This is a genomic window from Variovorax sp. KBS0712 (assembly GCF_006323185.2).
In the GTDB taxonomy this organism is placed as follows: domain Bacteria; phylum Pseudomonadota; class Gammaproteobacteria; order Burkholderiales; family Burkholderiaceae_C; genus Variovorax; species Variovorax boronicumulans.
In genome coordinates this window covers 312,646-327,180 of the sequence record NZ_VCCD02000002.1, presented here as the reverse complement: position 1 = coordinate 327,180, position 14,535 = coordinate 312,646, and the positions used below count along the sequence as shown (strand labels likewise).

Sequence of the window (14,535 nt, the reverse complement as noted above, 5' to 3'; positions counted from 1 at the left end):
CCCGGTCAGCCGGCCTTCGGCAGGTACTGCTCCACCAGGCTCGCCCAGTAGGCGGCACCGACCGGCAGCAGATGGTCGTTGAAGTCGTAGTGAGGGTTGTGCACGCTGCAGCCGCCTTCGCGGATGTGCGTGCCGTTGCCGATGAAGAAATAGCACCCCGGCACCTCTTCGAGCATGAAGGCGAAATCTTCGCTGGCCATCACGGGCGGCCCGGTCTCGACCATGCCCTGCGGGCCCACGAGGTTGCGTGCCACCGTGCGCGCGAACGCGGTCTCGGAAGGCGTGTTGACCAGCACCGGGTAGCCGCGCTGGTAGTCCACCTCGGCTTCCAGTCCGAAGCTCTGGGCCTGGGCATGCACCAGGGCGCGGATGCGGGCTTCGGCCAGGTCGCGTGCGTCGCGGTCCAGCGCGCGCACCGTGAGCTTCAGCAGCGCCGTCTCCGGAATCACGTTGCTGGCCGTGCCGGCCTGCAGCACGCCCACCGTGACCACCACCGCATGCAGCGGGTCGGTATTGCGTGACACCACCGTCTGCAGCGCCATCACGATGCTGGCGGCGGCCACCGTGGGGTCGGTCGCCAGGTGCGGCATGGCGCCATGGCCGCCGCGGCCGGTGAGCGTGATGACCACCGTGTCGCCCGAGGCCATCTGCGCGCCCTCGCGGAACAACAGCTGCCCTGCCGGCAGGCCGGGCATGTTGTGCATGGCGAACACCGCGTCGCAGGGATAGCGCGTGAACAGGCCCTCCTGCATCATGCGCGAGGCACCGTTCAGGCCTTCCTCGGCCGGCTGGAAGATCAGGTTCAGCGTGCCGTCGAAGCGCCGCTGCTCGGCGATGTACTGCGCCGCGAACAGCAGCATCGTGGTGTGGCCGTCGTGCCCGCAGGCGTGCATCACGCCGGGCCGCTGGCTGGCGTGCGGAATCTGCGCAAGCTCGGTCATCGGCAGCGCATCCATCTCCGCGCGGATGCCCAGGCGGCGCGGGCTGTCGCCCAGCTTCAGCTGGGCGACGAAGCCGGTGCCGCCGATGCCGCGGTCCACCTGGTAGCCCCAGGCTTCGAGCCGGTCGGCGACCAGCGCGCTGGTCTGGAACTCCTCGAAGCCCAGTTCGGGGTGGCGATGGATCTGGCGGCGCACGGCGGTGTAGGCGCCGGCGTGCGCCTCGGCCCAGTCGCGCACCGCGCGGGTGTCGTGTGGCGTGTCGGTCATTGGGGTTGCAGGTTGATGCGTTTGGCCAGGGCCTGGAAGCGCGCGGCCTCGGCCGCGAACTGCTTGGCCGATTCGTTGAGCGTGCGCGCAGCGGCCGGCATGGAGCCGGTCGACAGGATCGCCTGTTGCACCTCGGGCTGTTCCAGCGTGGTCGTGAGCGCCTGGTGCAGGCAGACGGCCGTGGCGTCCGGTGTTTCCTTGCGCACCATCAGGCCGGCCCAGGTGCTGTACTCGAAGTCCTTGAGCAGCTTGCCTTCGGCAAAGGCCGGGGCTTCGGGGGCGAACTTCTCGCGGCGCGGCCCGACCCAGCCGAGGATCTTCAGGCGTCCCTGGTCGGCCAGCCCGCGGTACATCGTGGCCCACGGCATCATCGTGAAGTCCACGAGGCCCGCGCCCATGTCCTGCAGCAGCGGCGCGCCGCCCTTGTAGGGAACGTGCAGCATGGCGGCGCCCACGCGCGTCGACAGGTCTTCGCCCGCGAAGTGGTACAGCGAGCCGTACCCCACGCTGCCGTAGCTCAGCGGCTTGCCGCCGGGCGTGCGGGCGAGGGTGATCAGTTCGTCGATGGACTGCGCCGGCAGGTCCTTGCGCGCCAGCAGCACCATCGGGTTGAAGGTCACGGGGCCGAGCAGGCGGAACTGGTCGTGGCGCAGCTTCACGGCGGCATTGGCGAGCGGCGTGAGGATCACTTCATTGGGCGACCCCAGGAACACCATGTGCCCGTCGGCCGGTGCCGCCAGCACCTTCTGCGCCGCGATCGCACCGCCGGCGCCGCCGAGGTTCTCGACCAGCACCGGCTGGCCCAGCTGTTTCGACAGCGACAGGTGGATGGAGCGCGCGATCACGTCGGACAGGCCGCCGGCCGGGTAGGGCACCATCAGCGTGACGGGTCTGGACACGCAGGCCGCGCCGGCGGCAGGGGCCGCCAGCAGGGTGGTGGCGCTGCACAGGGCGAGCAGCGAGGCTTTCAGGCAGAAGCGGATCAAGGAAGACACCTCATGACAGGACGGAGCAGGACGGGACGGGAAGGATCGAACGGTCGGCGGATCGTAGGTTTGCCCGTCGCCTGCCACAATGTTTGATCCAGCCAATCGATGTGCTGTTTCAGCCAGGAGTCCCGCCGGTGGTTCACTTCGATCTGTTGCTCCCAGAGGGGGGCGCACCCGGTGCGCTGTGGTCCGCCGTCGACGTGCTGCGCGAGCTCAATGCCCTGGCGCGCGTGCGTGCACCGCGCGACGCCCTGCCGGCCGCGAGCTGGCGTCTGCTTGGTGCCGACGGCCGCGCGCACCGCTGGCATGCGCAGACCTGCATCGACGAAGACGAGCGCCGCCATGCGCGCCGTCCGCAGCCGGGGCCGCGCGTGCTGCTGGTGGCGCCGCTGGTGATGCAGTCCATCCCGGCACTGCAGAAGCTGGTGCGGCGCAATGCCGCCAGCGTCGAGCTGGTGCGCCGGCGCTTCGAGGCGGGCAGCCTGATCGGTGCCTGCGGCACGGGCATCTGGCTGCTGGCGCAGGCGGACTGCATCCTGAGCGCGCCGATCCCCTGGCTCTACCAGTCGGGTTTCGAGAAGTACTTTCCCGGGGTGCGCATGGAAGCCAGGGAGCCGATCGTGGCGGAGCGCGGCTGCGTCTGCGCGGTGGCGCCGTCGCTGCTGCATGCGCTGGTGCTGCACCTGGCGCGCTACGCGGGCCTGGCCGACCTGGCGCACGCGGGTGCCGAGAAGCTGTTGCTCAACACCGAGCGGCAGGCCCTGTCGGCCGCGATGACGGGGACGCAGGTGATGGGCCAGGCGCGCGACACACCGCTGTACCTGGCCCAGGCGTGGATGCAGGCCCATGCAGCTCAACCCCTGCGGCTGGCCGATGCCGCGGCGGCAGCGTCGGTGAGCGAGCGCACGTTGACGCGCCTGTTCCACCAGCATTCGGGCATGACGCCCCTGAAGTACCTGCAGGGACTGCGCGTGCAGCGCGCGCAGATGTGGCTCGAAGGCACCTTCCGTTCGGTGGACGAGATCGCGCGCGATTGCGGCTACGGCGACACCAGCGCGTTCTGCCGCATGTTCGCGCGCGCCACCGGCACCAGCCCGCAGCGCTACCGCGACCGCTACACCTTTCGCGGCCCGCGCGCGCGTTGGCGCCTGCAGGAGACCTCGCTGCCCGAGGCGTGAGCGGGCGCGCCGTGGTTCAGGCGGCGGAGGAGGTCGCCTGCAGCCAGCGCCCCACGCGGGCCGTGTCGGCCAACTGCCAGACGCGCTCGCACAGCGCCTTCGCTTCGTCGGCCGTCGCGCCTTCGCCGTAGTGCGCCAGGCGCTGCATCTTGCCCTCGATCTCGGCGCGGCTCAGGCTGTTGCCGGGGTCGCCCTTGGGCTCGTCGACGCGGCCGGCCAGCGTGCGGCCGTCGGCGGTGTGCACGCTGACCTTGCCGATCCAGCGTGCGGGGTAGGCGGTGTCGACCTCGTCGTCGAGCGCCATCGTCACCTTCTCGCGGAAGGCCGAGACCTCGGGCGAGAGAAAGTCGCGGTCGAACTCGCCCAGGCCCGCGCGGCCGTGCACGGCGATGAGGCCCAGCACCGTGCCCATCGAGAACTTGCCCTGGTGCACCGTGGCCGGCACCGTCACGCGGCCCAGCACGTCGATGGCGCCCTGGTGCACATGGGTCGTGACCTGGGACACGTCGGCCGGCTTGAGTTGGTTCTGTTCCATCACCTGCAGCAGCGCGTCGGCGGCCGGGTGCGTGTGGCGGCAGGAGGCGTGGTACTTGAACGAGGTCTCGGCCAGCGTCCAGCGCGTGCCCAGGCCGTCGGTGAGCTTGACCGGATCGGCGTCGCTCGACATGCCCACGCCCAGCCCCTGCGCGCCTTCGAGGATCTTCGCCGCGCCCGTGAAGCCGTCCTGCGCGAGGTAGGCCGACATCAGCCCGCTGGCCGCCGCGTGCGCGCAGTGCAGCTGCTTCGAATCGGCGGCGTCGCGCAAGAACTCCCACACACCGGCCGACTGCGTGCCCGCCGAGCCGAAGGCATGCAGCATCTGCTGCGGCGACAGTTCGAGCAGGCGGCCCACCGCCGCGGCTGCCGCGAGCGTGCCCGCCGTCGCGGTGGTGTGGAAGGTGCGGTAGTGCGACCGGCCCAGGAACTCGCCGACGCGGATGCCCACCTCGTAGCCCGCGACCACGGCCGTCAGCAGCTGCGCGCCGCTGGCACCGATGCTCTGCGCGACTGCCAGAGCGGGCGCGATGACGACGGCGGCCGGGTGGAACACCGAGCCGTTGTGCACGTCGTCCTGCTCCACGTAGTGCGAGGCCGCCGCGTTGACCAGCGCCGCGAACAGCGGCGAGCTGGTGCGCCGCGAGGTGAGGATTTCGCTCGGGCCTTCAGCGGGGCCCATCATCTGCGCGAAGCGCTCGATGCTGCGTATCGGCCGCGCCGTGCGGGCCGCGAGCACCGAGCCGAGCCAGTCGAGCATCAGGTCTTCGGTGCGGCGCAGCACGGGCGCGGGAATGTCGGCGAACTTCAGCTCGGCCGCGAAGGTCGCGAGCACCTTGCTGGGGTGGTCGATGGCGTTCATGTGCAGTCCTTCAGAACGAGCGTGGCAGGCCGAGCATGTGCTCCGCCACGTAGCTCAGGATGAGGTTGGTCGAGATCGGCGCCACCTGGTACAGCCGCGTCTCGCGGAACTTGCGCTCGATGTCGTATTCGCACGCAAAGCCGAAGCCGCCGTGGAACTGCAGGCAGGCGTTGGCCGCCTCCCAGCTCGCCTTGGCCGCGAGGTACTTCGCCATGTTGGCCTGCGCGCCGCAGGGCTGGCGCGCGTCGAACAGGCGGCAGGCCTCGTAGCGCATCAGGTTGGCCGCTTCGGTCTCGATGAAGGCTTCGGCAATCGGAAACTGCACGCCCTGGTTCTGGCCGATGGGGCGGCCGAACACCACGCGGTCCTTCGTGTAGGCCGTGACCTTGTCGATGAACCAGTAGCCGTCGCCGATGCACTCGGCCGCGATCAGCGTGCGCTCGGCATTCAGGCCATCGAGGATGTACTTGAAGCCCTGGCCTTCCTCGCCGATCAGGTTCTCCACCGGGATCTCGAGGTTCTCGAAGAACAGCTCGTTGGTCTCGTGGTTCACCATGTTGAGGATGGGGCGCACCGTCATGCCTTTGCCGATGGCCTCGCGCAGGTCGACGATGAAGATCGACATGCCTTCCGACTTCTTCTTCACATCGGCCAGCGGCGTGGTGCGCGCCAGCAGGATCATCAGGTCCGAATGCTGGATGCGCGAGATCCACACCTTCTGCCCGTTGATGACGTAACGGTCGCCCTTCTTCACGGCCGTGGTCTTGATCTTGGTGGTGTCGGTGCCGGTGGTCGGCTCGGTCACGCCCATCGACTGCAGGCGCAGCTCGCCGCTGGCGATCTTCGGCAGGTACTGGCGCTTCTGCGCCTCGCTGCCGTGGCGCAGCAGCGTGCCCATGTTGTACATCTGGCCGTGGCAGGCGCCCGAGTTGCCGCCGCAGCGGTTGATCTCTTCCATGATCACCGAGGCTTCGGTCAGGCCCAGGCCCGAGCCGCCGTACTCCTGCGGGATCAGGGCGGCCATCCAGCCGGCCTTCGTGAGCGCATCGACGAACTCGGCGGGGTAGCCGCGCGCCTCGTCGACCTTGCGGAAGTACTCGTTGGGAAACTGCGCGCACAGGTCGCGCACGGCGTCGCGGATGTCGGGGAAACGGTTGTCGGTAGCGATCATCGTGTTCAGTCCTGGCGGGGGCCGCCCGCTTCTTTTTCGACGCGTTGCCAGATCTCGATGGCCATCGGGTCGTCGATCTCCTCGAGGATGTGGCCCACGAGGCCGATGGCGCGCGCCATCACGCCGAAGCCGCGGATGATCTTCCACGGAAAGCCGAACTCGGCCGCAATGGCGCCGATGGCGCCGGTCGCGTTGATCGGCAGCGACTTGCCCGACACGCGCTCGGCCTCTTCCTGCACGGCCTGCATCAGTGCGACGTAGTGACTGGAGAGCCCGTTCTCGGCCGCGATCTGGAACAGGCGCGGCGTGCGCGGATCGATCGGCTTGTGCAGTGGATGGCCCAGGCCCGGCACGATGATCTTGCGCGCGCGGTGGTCGGCCACGATGTCCTTCGCCATGTCGGCCAGCGGGCGGCTCGGCTTCTCGCCGAAGGGAATGGCCTCGTACAGCATCTTCGCGGCGCCCTCGGTGCTGCCCACGAACACGGTGCCCAGCCCGCACAGGCCGGCGGCCACGGCGGCCTGCAGCGCCTCGGGCGCGCCGGCATAGGTGAGCCGCGCGGCCAGCGCGCTGGGCGTGACGCCGTGCTCCACCAGCGTGACGACGATGGCGTTGAAGGTCACGGACTCCTGCGGCGTCGGGATGCGGCCCGTCAGCTCCAGGAAGGCCATGTCGCCCAGGTTGAGGTGGCCGAGGATTTCCGAGGGCAGGTCGCGCCCGCGCACGGTGATCTTGTCGGGCGTGCTGTGGCCGAGGTCGGTGTGCAGGGATTTCTTGATCTTTGTCATGGCCGCAAATCTATCCCCGCACGCGCCCGCAGGCGCTCAGTGATTGCGAAACCCTCCCTTCCGCAATCGCGAATGCCCGCCGGCGAGGTCTTCGGGCACGCTGCGACTCGTCATTGCAACGGAAAAGAAAAGGCAGACAGCGCGATGGATTCCGACTCACTCCTGGCCGTGCGCGAAGCGGCGCTCGACTACTTCACCCGCAGCGGCGCCACCGCGCGACGCCGTGCCCGCACTGAACACCCGCAGGCCGACGAGGCGGAAGGCTGGGGCGAGATCGCCGCGCTCGGCTGGCCCGGCATGCTGGCGCCCGAAGCGGCCGGCGGCCTGGCACTCGGGCTCGACGGCGCCGCCGAGATCCTGCGCGCGGCCGGCGAGCACGCGGCGCCCGAGCCGCTGCTGGCCGTGGCGGGCCTGAGCGCGCTGCTGCTGGCGCGGCTCGACACGCCGGCGGCGCGTGCCTTGCTGGCCGAGCTCGTGGCGGGCCGCAGCCTGCCCGCGCTGGCCTGGCAGGAAAGCGCGGGCGACCTCAGCGCCGTGCCGCTGGCCTGCGGCTGCGAGGCGCGCGCGGGTCAGGGGGGCGGCGTGCTGCTGCAGGGCGACAAGCTCATGGTGCTGCCCGGTGCCGCCGCCAGCGGCTGGCTGGTGTCGGCGCGCGGCGAGGACGACGCCGTGCTGCTGTGGGTGCCGCGCGGCACAGCCGGCGTGAGCGAGACGCTCGTGCCGCTGGTCGATGGCAGCCAGGCCGCCAACCTGCGCTTCGAGGAGGTCGTGCTGCCGGCCGACGCCGTGCTGGCCAGCGGACCGGCCGCGCAGGAGGCGCTGCGCCAGGCGCTCGCCGCGGGGCAGATCCTGCAGGCGGCCGAGCTGCTGGGCGCAGGGCAGGCGATGCTGGCGCAGACGCTGGCCTACCTGCGCACGCGCGCGCAGTTCGGCAAGCCCATCGGCAGCTTCCAGGCGCTGCAGCACCGCAGCGTCGACATGTTCATCCACCTCGAGGTGGCGCAGGCCACGCTCAACGAGGTGCTCGCGCTGGCAAGCGACGGCGCGTTGCTTTCTGACCGGCTCGAAGCCGAGGCCAGCCGCGTCAACGCGCGGTGCACCGCTGCCGCGCTGCAGGCGTCGCGCGCGGCGGTGCAGCTGCACGGGGCCATCGGCTACACGCAGGAGTGCGACCTGAGCCTGTTCTACAAGCGCGTGCTGTGCCTGTCGGCGTGGCTGGGCAATGCCACGGCGCACCAGCGCCGCCATGCCGCGCTGACCGGTGAGGCGGAGGCCGCTGCGAGCAGTGCTGCAGCCTGGAACGGCGAGTTCCTCGCGCGCACCACCGACTGGTCCGCCATGCCCGAGGCCGAGTTCCGCCGCATGGTGCGCGGCTTTTTGCAGCAGCGCTATCCGGCGCATCTGCGCTACCTGTCGCACCGCGCGCGCTGGAGCGAGATTCGCGAGTGGTACCTCACGCTCTCGGCGCAGGGCTGGATCGCGCCGGCCTGGCCGCAGTCGCACGGCGGTATGGGCCTGCCGGCCGACAAGCTCATCGCGTGGATCGAGGAGCTGGAGCAGCACGGCGTGGCGCGCGCGCCCGACCAGGGCATCGTGATGATCGGCCCGCTGCTGATCCAGCACGGCACGCCCGAACAGCAGCAGCGCTTCCTGCCGCGCATCCTCAGCGGCGAGCACGTGTGGTGCCAGGGCTATTCGGAGCCCAATGCCGGCTCCGACCTGGCCGGCCTGCGCACCGAGGCGGTGGCGGGGCACGACGCGCAGGGCGATCACTTCGTCGTCAACGGCCAGAAGATCTGGACCACGCTCGCGCAGGATGCCAACCACATCTTCATGCTCGTGCGCACCGACAAGGGCGCGCGCAAGCAGGAGGGCATCAGCTTCCTGCTGTGCGACCTGCGCACGCCGGGCGTCACGGTGCGGCCGATCTACACGCTGGCGGGCGAGCCCGAGTTCTGCGAGGTCTTCTTCGACAACGTGCGCGTGCCGGCCGACAACCTCGTGGGCCGGCTGCACGGTGGCTGGACCATCGCGAAGGCACTGCTGGGCTTCGAGCGCATCTTCCTGGGCAGCCCCAAGCAGTCGCAGTACGCGCTGGGCCAGCTGGCGCGGCTCGGTCAGGCGCGGCGGCTGTTCGCCGACCCGGTGTTCGCGCAGCGCTTCGCGGCGCTGCGGCTCGACGTGCTCGACCTGTCGGCCGCCTACACGGGCTTTGCCGACATCGTGCGTGCGGGCAAGCCGCTGCCCGCGTCGGTGTCGCTGCTGAAGATCTGGGCCAGCGAGACCTACCACCGCATCGGGGCCTTGCTGGTCGAGGCCGGCGAAGAGCAGGGCGCGGTCGCGGGCGACCAGGTGCTCGATGGGCAGAGCTTCAACGTGCTCTCGCCGCTCATCGGCTCCACCGCCGCCATGATCTACGGCGGCACGAACGAGATCCAGCGCAACATCCTCGCGCGACAGGTGCTCGACCTGCCGGCCTGAGCGATGTGAGCCGCCAAAGACATACACAACTGGAGACAACGCTCATGCAATCCCTCGACTTTCTTTCGCGCCGCCAGCTCATGGCCGCGCTGGCGGGCGGCGCGGCGCTGGCCGCACTGCCGCGCCGCGCCTTCGCGCAGCAGCCGCTGCCGCTGCCGCCGCTCATCAAGCTGGTGATGGGCTATTCGGCCGGCGGGCCGGTGGATGGCGCCGCGCGCCTGCTCGCGCCCGCGCTGGGCCAGGAGCTGGGCACGCAGGTGATCGTGGACAACCGGCCCGGTGCCGCCGGCTCGCTCGGCGGCAACGCCGTGGCCAAGGCACCGCCCGACGGCGCGATGCTGTTCTTCGGCGCGAGTCCGACCATCACCATCAACCCGAACGTGCAGCGCAGCATGCCTTTCGACCCGATGAAGGACCTCACGCCGCTGGCGCCGCTGGTCGACTACACCAACGTGCTGGTGGTCAACAACGACCTGCCGGTGCGCAACGTGGGCGAGCTGCTGGCCTATGCCAAGGCCAAGCCCGGCAAGCTGTTCTACGGCTCGGCGGGCGTGGGCGCGTCGAACCACCTGAGCGGCGCGCTGCTCGAGAAGATGAGCGGCGTGCAGCTCACGCACGTGCCCTACAAGGGCAGCGCGCCGGCGCTGGCCGACGTGATGGCCGGCACCGTGCCGATGATGTTCGACATCATCGCCACCTCGCGGCCCTTCATCCAGTCGGGCAAGCTGCGTGCATTGGCCGTCACCTCGCGCCAGCGCAACCGCATGCTGCCGGACGTGCCGACCATGATCGAGTCGGGCGTGCCCGGCTACGACGTGGGCGGCTGGTTCGGCCTGTACGGCCCGGCGCGCATGGACCCGGCGCTGGTCGCGCGCGTGAACGCCGCGGCGCAGAAGATGCTGGCGCGCGAAGACATCGCGCACCGCCTGCGCGAGCAGGGCTACGAGGTCTGGACGGGTGCGCCGGAGGTGCTGGCGACCAAGGGCGTGTCGGACCGCAAGCTGTGGGCGAGCGCCTCCAAGGGCATCGAGGCGGAATAGCCGATGCAGCCCCGCATTCATCACCTGCTCGAAGACCGCGCGGCCCGCACGCCGGACGCGGTGTTCCTCCACGAACCCGATGGCACCACCACTTACGGCGCACTGCAGGCCATGGTCGAGACCGCCGCGAACGACCTGCTCGCCGCCGGCGTGCGGCCGACCGACCGCGTGCTGCTGGTGGCCGAGAACTGCGCCGCCCACATCGCGCTGCTGCTGGCCTGCAGCCGCGTGGGCGCGTGGTCGTGCGGCGTCAACGCGCGCATGTCGCCGGGCGAGATCGCCGCCATTGCCGAGCGCGCCGACGCGCGCCTGTGGGGCTTCACCACCGACGCGTCCGATGCGGCGCGCACGCACGCGCAGCGCGCGTCGGCCGTGCCGGCCACGCTGCCCGGCGTGATGTTCACCGCCGCGCGCGCCGACGCGCGCCCCGAGCCCGATGCGGCGCTGGCCGATGCCGCCGCGATCATCTTCACCTCCGGCACCTCGGGCACGCCCAAGGGCGTGATGGTGTCGCACCGCGGGCTGCTGCACTTCGGCCGCGTGTCGGCGGCGGTACGTGCGCTCGACACGCGCGACCGCGTCTACGCCTTCCTGCCGATGACCCACATCTTCGGCATCGGCACCGTGCTGATGGCCGCGCTCACGGGCGGGGCCGCGCTGGTGCTGCGCGGCAGCTTCTCGCCGGCCGACATGCTCGAGGCGCTGGCGCACGGGCAGGTATCGAACCTGCTCGGGCCGCCGACCATGTACGCGCGGCTGCTGGCGCACATCGAGGCGCAGCAGCTGGCACCGCGCTTTCCGAACTTGCGTTACGTGTACACGGGCTCCGCGCCGCTCGACCCGGCGCTCAAGCAGCGCGTGGAGCGGCTGTTCGGCCAGCCGCTGCACTACGGCTACGGCCTGTCGGAGTACGCGGGCTCGGTGTTCCTCACGCGCACCGAGGCGCCGCGCGCCGACACCTCGGCTGGCTACGTGGTCGACGGTGGCGAGGGGCGCATCGTGACGGCCGAGGGCACGGAGGTCGCACCCGGCGAGACCGGCGAGATCTGGCTGCGCGGCCCGGGCCTGATGCTGGGCTACTTCCGCGACGCGGCCGCCACCGCGCAGGTGATGCGCCCGGGCGGCTGGTACGCCACCGGCGACCTCGGCCGCTTCGACGCTGACGGCGCGCTGTTCGTGGTGGGGCGGCTGAAGGAAATGATCATCCGCTCAGGCTTCAACGTCTACCCGGCCGAGGTCGAGGCGGTGATCGGCCGCTTCGCCGGCGTGCACCTGTGCGCCGTGGTCGGCGTGCCCGAGGCCGACGGCAACGAGCAGATCGTCGCCTTCGTCGAGCTGAACCCTGGCGTGGCGCTCGACGAGGCGGCGCTGCGCGCGCACCTGGCCGAGCACCTGTCGCCCTACAAGCGGCCCGCGCGCATCGAGGTGATCGAGGCGATGCCGACCACCGCCAACGGCAAGCTGCTCAAGCGGGAACTGCAAGCACGGGCCCGGCAGCCCTGAGGTCAGAGGGAAGGTCGCCGATGACGCTGCGGCGGCCCTTCTGCGTGTCCATGTACTCGCGCATGCGGGAGATCCGGCCCTCGCGCAGCTCGAGGATGAAGCAGTAGTCGTTGTCGTAGGGCCGGCCGCTGGCGAGCGTGGCCTGCAGGCGCATTTCCAGCACCACGGTGTCGCCTTCGCAGAGCAGGTGGGTGAAGTCCACCGACACGTCGGCCACGAACAGCTTCGGAAACTCCTCGACCAGGAAGCGCACGATCGTGTCCGGCCCGATCATGTGGTCGGTGAAGCCCAGGGCCACGCCGGTGGCGTTGTCCTTGGGCGCCAGCCATTCGGCGCCGTCGGTGAAGGCGGCGCGCACGCGCTGCGGGTCGCGGCTGGCGAAGGCCTTCCAGGCGTCGACGACGGCGCGCTTGTTCTGCTCGGGGGTCATGGGGTGCGGGGATGAAGTGAAGGAGCGGCGACGATAGGGGCGCCGCGTGGCGCCGGCCCGCTGCTTTCGGACATCTGCAACGCGCTCTCGGACTTATCCTGCAAGGAGCCGCGCTGCTGTCCGCCAGCCGATGCGCCGTGCAGGCCGCATCGTGGGGGCCTTCAACAAGGAATCCACGCCATGGCCGATGACCTGAGCAAGCGCGGACCGCAGGATGCGGCCCGCATCAATGTCAACGAACTCCACGAGGTTCGCTACTGGACCCAGACGCTGGGCGTGACCGAAGCGCAGCTGCGCTCGGCCGTCGCGGCCGCCGGGGTCGAGGTGAAGGACGTGCGCACCTACCTCGGCAAACCCTGAGCGCGCGCTGAAGGTGCGGCCCGGCGGGCAGGGCGCGCGTAGGCAGGCTCCTACAGCCGCGGCGCGGAGCGGGGCCGATACTCGTGGCCTTGTTCCCGCCTTCAGGAATCCTGCCTTGACCGTGCTCCCTGCCGCCTCTCGTCCCACGGGCCGTGCGCCCTTGCGGGCCGCTGCGTCGCGATGAAGTCGTCTCCCAGCGCCCGCAGCTGGATTGCGGCCGGCGTGCGCCACGAGCTGCTCACGCGCGCCCTGCCGGCGCTGCGGCACGACATGACGGCGCCCGTCTCGGTGATCCGCATGGCGGTGCTGATGCTCAAGCGCCAGGTGGCGGCCGACCCCGTCGACCCCGCCGCCTGCGAGGAGCGGGTGAACCTCATCGACAGCCAGGTGTCGGAGCTGGTGGCCGCGATCCGCTCGCTGCGCGACTGGGAGCTGGCCACCACCGACGACGGCATCACGCGCAGCGCGCTGGTGGCGCAGTGCATGACGCTGATGCGCTCGGCCTTCGACCTGCACGGCGTGGCGCTCGAGGTCGACGAGGCGCTCGCCGCCCCGCAGGACGACGAGCCGCGCTGGCCCAATGCCGCCGCGCTGCGCTACCTGTTCCTGGGCGCGCTGGGCTACCTGCACGACGGTGCGGACGAGGCCGGCACCATCCGCATCGAGCCCGACGGCACCGACGCGCTGCGCCTGCACGCCCGGGTGCGCGAGGCCGGCGGCGCGAACGCGGTGCTCGACGCCCACCGCGCGCCGCGCGCGCTGGCCATCGACACCGTGGCGCTGCAGAACCTGGCCGAAGACCTCGGCTATGCCGTGCTGCTCGACGCCGACACCGTGCGCTTCGCCCTCGCCGCGGGCTGAGGCGCTCGCAGGAAGGCGAGCAATCGCCGCCCGCCGCCACCAGGCCGCGCGCCGGGCCGGCCGTGGCGGCGCGGGCCGCGATCTTCTCCAGCAAAGTGCCCGTCGCCGCCGTGTCGTCCTCGCGCGCCAGCGCCTCGCCCAGCGCCAGCACGGCCGGGTGCACGTAGGCTTTCTTGCAGACCGCCGGCGTGTTGCCGAGCTGCTGCGCCACGGCCACGAGGATGTCCCTGGCGCCGGGCCGGCGCTCGCCTTCCCAGGCACAGGCCCGCCGCGTGAGCTCCAGCGCCTGCACCGTGCCGTGCCAGGTGCGGAAGTCCTTGGCGGTGAAGCGTTCGCCTTCGCCCTTGCCTGTGTCGGTGGCGTCGGCGATGTAGTCGTTCACGTCGTTGGACGACACGCCGCGCACCTCGCCCGCTTCGTCCGTGTACTGGAACAGCGCCTGCCCCGGCAGCTGTTGGCACTGGCGCACCACGCGGGCCACGCGCGGGTCGTCGATGCGCGCCTCGTGCACCACGCCGCTCTTGCCGCGAAAGCGCAGCCGCAGCGCCGAGCCCTGCACCGCCGCGTGGCGGTTGCGCAGCGTGGTGAGGCCGAACGAGCCGTTGCTGCTGGCGTAGGCCTCGTTGCCCACGCGCAGCAGCGTGGTGTCGAGCAGGCGCACCAGCGTGGCGATCACCTGCGCGCGCCCGGGTGTCCGGGTGCCGGCGCGCAGGTCGCGCGCCACGCGGGCGCGCAAACGGGGCAGGGCGCGCCCGAAGGCCGCGAGGCGCTCGAACTTGGTGCCGTCCTGCAGCGCGCGCCAGCCGGGGTGGTAGCGGTACTGCGTGCGGCCGCGCGCGTCCAGGCCCGTGGCCTGCAGGTGGCCCTGCGGCAGCGGGCAGATCCACACCTCGGTGTAGGCCGGCGGAATCGCCAGGCTGCGGATGCGCGCGAGCGCGTCGGCATCGCGCAGCCAGCGGCCGTGCGCGTCGCGGTAGCGAAAGCCGTCGCCCCACTTCAGCCGGCGGATGCCCGGCATGCCGGGGTTCACGTAGACCAGCCCGCCGGCCAGCGGCGCGGTGGCAGCCGGCGCGGGCCGGCATGGGGTTTGCATCGAAGGCATGACATCGCGCTTGTGCCAGCATCGACAA

General features: G+C 71.1%; 12 protein-coding genes and 1 pseudogene. 6 read left to right on the top strand and 7 right to left on the bottom strand.

Annotated elements, in window-relative coordinates; translation table 11 throughout:
* Positions 1-5 precede the first annotated feature (5 nt).
* Both FFI97_RS18370 and FFI97_RS18365 read right to left on the bottom strand, forming a co-directional pair.
* Entirely contained in the window at positions 6-1,208 is a 1,203-nt protein-coding gene (locus FFI97_RS18370; RefSeq protein WP_139703151.1) for a M20 aminoacylase family protein, read from the bottom strand.
* Positions 1,205-2,203 carry a tripartite tricarboxylate transporter substrate binding protein gene (locus FFI97_RS18365; RefSeq protein ID WP_260685047.1) on the bottom strand — a complete coding sequence of 333 codons (999 nt, stop codon included), beginning with the start codon at positions 2,201-2,203 and terminating at the stop codon, positions 1,205-1,207. Before FFI97_RS18365 ends, FFI97_RS18370 begins: the two co-directional genes overlap by 4 nt.
* Before the next feature lie 128 nt (positions 2,204-2,331).
* On the opposite strand from FFI97_RS18365, the gene FFI97_RS18360 reads away from it, so the two are divergent.
* Complete coding sequence (locus FFI97_RS18360; protein WP_139703150.1) at positions 2,332-3,375, top strand: GlxA family transcriptional regulator; 1,044 nt, start codon at positions 2,332-2,334, stop codon at positions 3,373-3,375.
* Between the two features lie 16 nt (positions 3,376-3,391).
* On the opposite strand, the gene FFI97_RS18355 is transcribed toward FFI97_RS18360, so the two are convergent.
* The 3 genes from FFI97_RS18355 to FFI97_RS18345 are packed head-to-tail and all read right to left on the bottom strand — an operon-like array spanning position 3,392 to position 6,730.
* Positions 3,392-4,771, bottom strand: coding sequence for an MmgE/PrpD family protein (locus tag FFI97_RS18355; RefSeq protein WP_139703148.1), 1,380 nt, complete (start codon positions 4,769-4,771; stop codon positions 3,392-3,394).
* Between the two features lie 10 nt (positions 4,772-4,781).
* A complete protein-coding gene (locus tag FFI97_RS18350; protein ID WP_139703145.1) occupies positions 4,782-5,942 on the bottom strand; it encodes an acyl-CoA dehydrogenase family protein in 1,161 nt (386 codons plus the stop codon).
* Positions 5,943-5,947: 5 nt separating this feature from the next.
* On the bottom strand, positions 5,948-6,730 hold the full coding sequence (locus FFI97_RS18345) for a citryl-CoA lyase (protein WP_062479773.1): 783 nt from the start codon (positions 6,728-6,730) through the stop codon (positions 5,948-5,950).
* A gap of 144 nt (positions 6,731-6,874) precedes the next feature.
* Here FFI97_RS18345 and FFI97_RS18340 point away from each other — a divergent pair, with 144 nt between their 5' ends.
* The 3 genes from FFI97_RS18340 to FFI97_RS18330 are packed head-to-tail and all read left to right on the top strand — an operon-like array spanning position 6,875 to position 11,754.
* Positions 6,875-9,211: an acyl-CoA dehydrogenase gene (locus FFI97_RS18340; protein ID WP_144004483.1), complete on the top strand. Its 2,337-nt coding sequence runs from the start codon at positions 6,875-6,877 to the stop codon at positions 9,209-9,211.
* Between the two features lie 44 nt (positions 9,212-9,255).
* Entirely contained in the window at positions 9,256-10,251 is a 996-nt protein-coding gene (locus tag FFI97_RS18335) for a Bug family tripartite tricarboxylate transporter substrate binding protein (RefSeq protein ID WP_139703143.1), read from the top strand.
* A 3-nt stretch (positions 10,252-10,254) separates the two neighbouring features.
* Entirely contained in the window at positions 10,255-11,754 is a 1,500-nt protein-coding gene (locus FFI97_RS18330) for a class I adenylate-forming enzyme family protein (protein WP_139703141.1), read from the top strand.
* Here the strand turns inward: FFI97_RS18330 and FFI97_RS18325 are convergent.
* Positions 11,717-12,184 carry a nuclear transport factor 2 family protein gene (locus FFI97_RS18325; protein ID WP_139703139.1) on the bottom strand — a complete coding sequence of 156 codons (468 nt, stop codon included), beginning with the start codon at positions 12,182-12,184 and terminating at the stop codon, positions 11,717-11,719. The genes FFI97_RS18330 and FFI97_RS18325 overlap by 38 nt on opposite strands.
* Before the next feature lie 180 nt (positions 12,185-12,364).
* Here FFI97_RS18325 and FFI97_RS18320 point away from each other — a divergent pair, with 180 nt between their 5' ends.
* Positions 12,365-12,544, top strand: coding sequence for a DUF3606 domain-containing protein (locus tag FFI97_RS18320; protein ID WP_062477985.1), 180 nt, complete (start codon positions 12,365-12,367; stop codon positions 12,542-12,544).
* Positions 12,545-12,724: 180 nt separating this feature from the next.
* Complete coding sequence (locus FFI97_RS33990) at positions 12,725-13,405, top strand: hypothetical protein (RefSeq protein ID WP_095746526.1); 681 nt, start codon at positions 12,725-12,727, stop codon at positions 13,403-13,405.
* Here the strand turns inward: FFI97_RS33990 and FFI97_RS34435 are convergent.
* Positions 13,351-14,507, bottom strand: a pseudogene (locus FFI97_RS34435) (DNA topoisomerase IB). The gene FFI97_RS33990 and the pseudogene FFI97_RS34435 sit on opposite strands and share 55 nt — an antisense overlap.
* Between the last annotated feature and the right edge of the window lie 28 nt (positions 14,508-14,535).